This window comes from Streptosporangium sp. NPDC006013, assembly GCF_040614275.1.
In the GTDB taxonomy this organism is placed as follows: Bacteria; Actinomycetota; Actinomycetes; order Streptosporangiales; family Streptosporangiaceae; genus Streptosporangium.
On sequence record NZ_JBEXUE010000618.1, the window covers coordinates 1 to 5067 of the forward strand.

Here is a 5067-nt window from a genome sequence, read left to right on the forward strand (position 1 = left end):
GCCTCGACCGGCCGATCGCCATCAAGTTCATCAGGGTCGACAAGCTGCCCGACGGCCGGAGCGACGAGGAACTGACCAGACGCTTCGTGCGCGAGTCACGGATCACCGCCCGGCTTGAGCACCCGGGGGTTCCCACGGTCTACGACTGCGGATCGCACGGCGATGACCTCTACCTCGTCATGCAGCTCGTCAACGGCGCCTCCGTCTCCGCGCTTCTCGATGAGACGGAGGTGCCCGTCGGCTGGGCGGTGGCGATCGCCGCCCAGGTCTGCTCGGTGCTGGCCGTGGCCCACACCAACTCGCTGGTGCACCGCGACCTCAAGCCCGCCAACCTGATGCTCTGTTCCGACGGCACGGTGAAGGTGCTCGACTTCGGGATCGCCGCCGTCCTGGCCGGCGCGGAGACGACCCGGCTCACCAGAACGGGCGAGGTGCTCGGCACACCGGCGTACATGGCACCGGAGCAGGCCACGACCGGAGTCGCCGGCCCGCAGAGCGACCTCTACTCCCTTGGCGTGATCCTGGACGAGATGCTCGCCGGCGAGAACCAGTTCGCCGCCCCCACCGCGCTGGCCTCGATGCGCAACCACACGGACGTCCAGCCCCGGCCGCTACGCGCCAGAAGGCAGGGCATCCCCGAAGGTCTGGAGCGGCTCGTCCTGTGGCTGCTCGCCAAGTCCCCCGAGGAACGGCCGGCCACCGCGGAGGTGGTCTACGAGCGGCTGCTGGACTTCTGCCGCGAGCTGCCGCCTTTTCCCGGTTATGTGAACCTGGACGCGCCGCACCCGGTGCGTATGTACGCCGCAGTCGTCGGACGCGTCGCTCCCATGGGGGCGAACCGGAACCGTCGGCCCGCCGATCCGGTACGGCCGCCGCGGATCAGGCTCGCCGGAGAGTCGGCGCAGATCGGGCGTGACGACCTTGAGCGCGCCCGTAGGGATGCCAAGATGCTCAAAGTGGAATCCCGTTTCACCCAGGCGGCGGATGTGCTGGCGGAGGTGATGCGTCCCGCCGAGGGCTCGTTCGGCTCGGCCAGCTCCGAGGTGGTGGACCTGCGGATCGAGCTCGCCGAGGCGCTCTTCCTCGGCGGGGACTACCGCCGGGCGGCGCCCGAGTTCCATCGGCTGGCGGCCGATGTCGCCAAGGTGGAGGGGCCGGGCAACAACCTCGCACTGCGATGCCGGTTGATGGAGGCGAACTGCCACGCGGCGGTCGGGGAGATGAGCCTCGCCCTGGCGCAGCTCCGTGAGCTCCTGGCCGACGAGAGGCGATTCGGCGCCGACGAGGAGCGGATTTTCGAACTCCGGCGTCAGATCGGGCTGGTGGAACTCGGCTCGGGTAACCGGGCCCAGGCCAGACGCATGCTGGGTGACCTGCTGGGTGACCTGGAGCGGAGATACGGCCCGCAGCACGCCGAGGCCGGTAAGGTCCGCGCGATCCTCGAAGGTCTCGACGATCGATGACCGATGGCGAGCCAGGTGTTCCTCAACCCCCGCAGCATGGGAAATAAGGAAGAAGAAGGCGATATATCGGTGCTAGCCTTCCGGGGTCGGCCGCGGGACTTCGGTGCGACTTCCGGGACCCGCCTTTGAAGCGATGATTCGCAGCTCGTGCCCCCATTCCCCGGCCGACTCCGTACGTGACCCCCGGAGGCGGCGATCGAGACTCGCATCGAGACCAGTGCGGATCTGATCGCCGCCGAGGACGTCCTGCTGTTCGTGAACGCGGCGATCACCGCCACCGGCCAGCGTGAGTTCCACTCCGGCGCGGAGGCGCAGAGCCTCTCGCTGGACTTCCTGCACGACTACCTGATGGGCAACTACCGCGACCTGTACGCGGCCACCCTCGCCCTGGACGTCAACGACCACAATGCCGTACTGATCGCCAGAAACCTGCTGGTCACGGCGGGGGAGGCGGACCTGGAGCAGCGTCAGGCCGAGGGACGCCTGATCGCCCGGCGGCTGGCCCTGCTGCCACCGCCCCGGGTGTACCGGCTCTTCCGCGAGCTGCGCCGCGCCAAGGTCAACAACCGGCGTACCAGGGCGATCATGCGGGACTGGCTGGTCGCCCGTCCCGACCTCGCGTTCGACGCGGTGAAGTACCGAAGCGCCGTCAAAGGCGCCGTCCGCCATGCCCACCTGAACCTGGGCGGGGAGCTGGGGCCGTTCCTGTTCACCCCGCACCGGCCGGTCGCCTACACCACACCGATCCTGGAGACCTGGCGGCGGGCCCACTACGAACAGGCCGCGCTGTACAAGCTGCCCTACACGGTGGCGGAGGGGTTCGCGGCGAAGCACCGCATCGCCCGCGCCACCTTCCTGGAGCGCATCGCGCCCCGGCTCACCCGGCTGGAGCGGTTGCGCCTGCAGGAGTCGGCGCGCGGTCTGAAGGTCGACGCGGTGCGGGCCGACCTCACCACGATGCCGCTGACCCGGCTGGCGTCGTACGTGCTCGCCCTCTCACTGGACGATCGCGTGCGCCGCCGCGCCGAGCTGACGACGGCGCTGCGCGCGGCCGCCCGCCGGACCGCGGGCGACCAGGCCGGGCGCTGGGGCGCGGTAGTCGCCGTCCTCGACGACAGCTTCTCCGCGTACGGTTCGGGGCACAAGCGCCGCCGGCCGCTCGCTGTCGCGCTCGCCTGCCATTTCCTGCTGGAGGCGCTGGCCGCCGAGTACACGCCGCTGTGGCTGTCGGGCCGTACGGACGCGCTGCTCGTCCATCCGTACGGGGCGACACCGCTCGGTGAGCGCATTCTGGACGGCCTCGAACGCGGCTTCGAACACGGGCCCGGGCGTCTCGTCATCGTCTCCGACGGATGGGACAACTCACCGCCGGGGCTCGCGGGAGAGGTGCTGCGGATCTGGCGCACCCGGCTCGACCTGGACCACAGCTGCGCCGTCGTGCACCTCAACCCGGTGTACGACGCCGCCGACTTCGACGTACGGCGGCTGGCACCCACCGTCCCGACCGCCGGGATTCGTGACGCCGAGAACCTGGTCGCCCTGGTGGAACTGGCCCGGTTCGCGGAGGGGCGCACCGGGATCTTCGAACTCCGTGCCCATCTGGCGCGCCGCGTCGAGGGGTTCCTGCGGGAGGACGCATGACAGATCTCGCCCTCACCGGGCTCACCACCCGCCCCGCGCAGGCCTGGGGTGGTGTACGGCTCGTCCCGCTGGTCCGCGAGGAGCCGATCGAGGACCTGCGGCTCGACGCCCGCCTCTACGACGCGGAGTTCGGCATCGTCGAGGTGGACTCGCGGACCGAGTACTTCTCCTACATTCCGCACGGGTTCGTGGCGAGCTGGACGCGCGACGGCACTCCCGCCGCGGCGTACGGAACCCAGCTCCGGGGGCCGAAAGAGCGTGACCGCACGCCCAGCCGGATGTCGCTGCGGTTCCACCGCCGGATGGCTCGCCGAGCCGACCGGAACCGGCTGCGCTTCCTGCCGCTGCACCTGGCACTGGAGGGGTACCTGGCGCTGCACTTCGGCGGTCCGGAGATCGTGTGGGAGGAATGGTCGCACCGCGCGATCAGCCACGGGCTTTCGCCTCGCGTCGAGGAGGCGTACACGGGCGCTGAGGTCAGCGGTCTGCAGGACGCCCTGCGCGTCTTCGAGATCCACCCCGGCCAGTGCGGCGTCCTCGTCTACGTCGCGGACGCGCTCGCCGCCGCGTTCGTGGTGCCGCATCCCGATGACTACCGTGCCCTGTACGCGACCCTTGTGCACGATCTGTACGGCGAGCTGATCTACCACTACGCGATGCTCAGCGGGCCGGTGCCCGATTTCCGGGCCCGTATCGTGGACGCGACGGTGCACTCGCTCGCCGACCTGCGCGTGCGGGCCCGTCGGCAGCAGGACGAGTGGGCGGCCTTCCACGACCGGGTCATGGCGGGCGGGCTGCTGGACGCGGACTACACCTACCAGCGCGTCTACGAGATGGGCGGGTATCGGCTGTCCCGCTTCCTGCCGCCCTTCGAACGTCGGCGTGAGAACCACATCGGCGAGCTCATCACCGACGGCGCCGGCCGGCTCGCGTACCTCAAAACGTTCCGTCTGTCGGAGAACCAGATCCGCCGCGGTCATCTGCTGACCCGGCTCGCCGCGGCCGACTGGAACCTGGCCGACACCGCCGTCATGCTCGGCGTGACCGAACCTCAACTCGGCCTGCGCATCGAGGCCGCGGGCTTCGGCCACCTCCTCCGCCAGGACGTCCTCGACCACTACCGAGCTCAGGTCCGCCGCGCCGGTCGGTGACCGCCCAGGATCAGCACAGGCGTGCCGAAGACGCGGTTCGCCGGGGGCGGCGCCGGTGCAGGTCAGTACCGCGCGGTGGAGGGCGGAACCTTGGCCGGGGCGGAGCGGAGTTCCTCTTCGAGGGCGTCGACGAGCGCCCTGGCCGCCTGGCGTAGCCGTACGCGGCGGGCGGTGAGGTCTTCGGTGAACGTCCGGGCCTTCGGCCCCACCCAGGTCGGCTGGCCGGTGAGCCGGCCGTGGGCCGGATCGAGGGCGGCCTCCAGGATGGCGACCCGTGCCCTGACCTCCGTCAACGTCTGTTCCAGCAGTTGGCGCCGCGGATTGGGCACCAGGTCCTCCGGGCGAGAATTCATTTATTCCTCTTCGGATGCGGATACATCGGACGGACTATTGGACATTATTGGAGCTGTGGCATCTCGGCCAGTGCTGGAGGAATGCATGACACGTTTTGTACGGTGTGGCGTTCTGGTGTGTGCGGTGGGGTTGCTGGCGGTGTCCGGATGTGGAGATAGCGGTCCTACGGCGGCGGAGGCGGGTGTGACCCTCAAAGTGCACATCATCGAGTTGATGAGGCAGCGCTCCGTTTTGGATGTCCAAATCACTGATTTCGGTGGACGTGATATCCCATGCGGTGAAGGTAAAGCAAAGCGTACTTTCGCGGTCGTTGGCAGAGATACGACTGAGCGGACGGAGGGAGACAGCCTTAATACTCTCTTGCTGGGTTCGCTTTCCGGGGTAGCCCCCTATCGCATCGTTGAAGACCGCGGTGACGCTCCTATCAAACTCGCCAGCGAGGCGTACAAAACGGTGAT

General features: G+C 69.1%; 5 protein-coding genes. 4 read left to right on the forward strand and 1 reads right to left on the reverse strand.

Going from position 1 to position 5067, the window contains the following annotated elements:
* The 3 genes from ABZ260_RS46210 to ABZ260_RS46220 all read left to right on the forward strand — a co-directional run.
* A partial coding sequence (locus ABZ260_RS46210; RefSeq protein ID WP_355630974.1) for a protein kinase occupies positions 1 to 1463 on the forward strand: 1463 nt, incomplete at its 5' end.
* A gap of 255 nt (positions 1464 to 1718) precedes the next feature.
* Entirely contained in the window at positions 1719 to 3104 is a 1386-nt protein-coding gene (locus ABZ260_RS46215) for a hypothetical protein (RefSeq protein ID WP_355630977.1), read from the forward strand.
* Positions 3101 to 4255, forward strand: coding sequence for a hypothetical protein (locus ABZ260_RS46220; RefSeq protein ID WP_355630980.1), 1155 nt, complete (start codon positions 3101 to 3103; stop codon positions 4253 to 4255). Before ABZ260_RS46215 ends, ABZ260_RS46220 begins: the two co-directional genes overlap by 4 nt.
* Before the next feature lie 62 nt (positions 4256 to 4317).
* Here the strand turns inward: ABZ260_RS46220 and ABZ260_RS46225 are convergent, their stop codons facing one another.
* Positions 4318 to 4608, reverse strand: a complete 291-nt coding sequence (locus tag ABZ260_RS46225; protein WP_350965467.1) for a hypothetical protein — start codon at positions 4606 to 4608, stop codon at positions 4318 to 4320.
* 184 nt (positions 4609 to 4792) lie between these two features.
* On the opposite strand from ABZ260_RS46225, the gene ABZ260_RS46230 reads away from it, so the two are divergent.
* A partial coding sequence (locus ABZ260_RS46230; RefSeq protein WP_355630983.1) for a hypothetical protein occupies positions 4793 to 5067 on the forward strand: 275 nt, incomplete at its 3' end.

What these genes read in the sequence shown, in the direction of transcription:
- ABZ260_RS46220 (WP_355630980.1), top strand. Translation starts at nt 3,101, where the DNA reads ATGACAGATCTCGCCCTCACCGGGCTCACCACCCGCCCCGCGCAGGCC.
- ABZ260_RS46225 (WP_350965467.1), bottom strand. Translation starts at nt 4,608, where the DNA reads ATGAATTCTCGCCCGGAGGACCTGGTGCCCAATCCGCGGCGCCAACTG.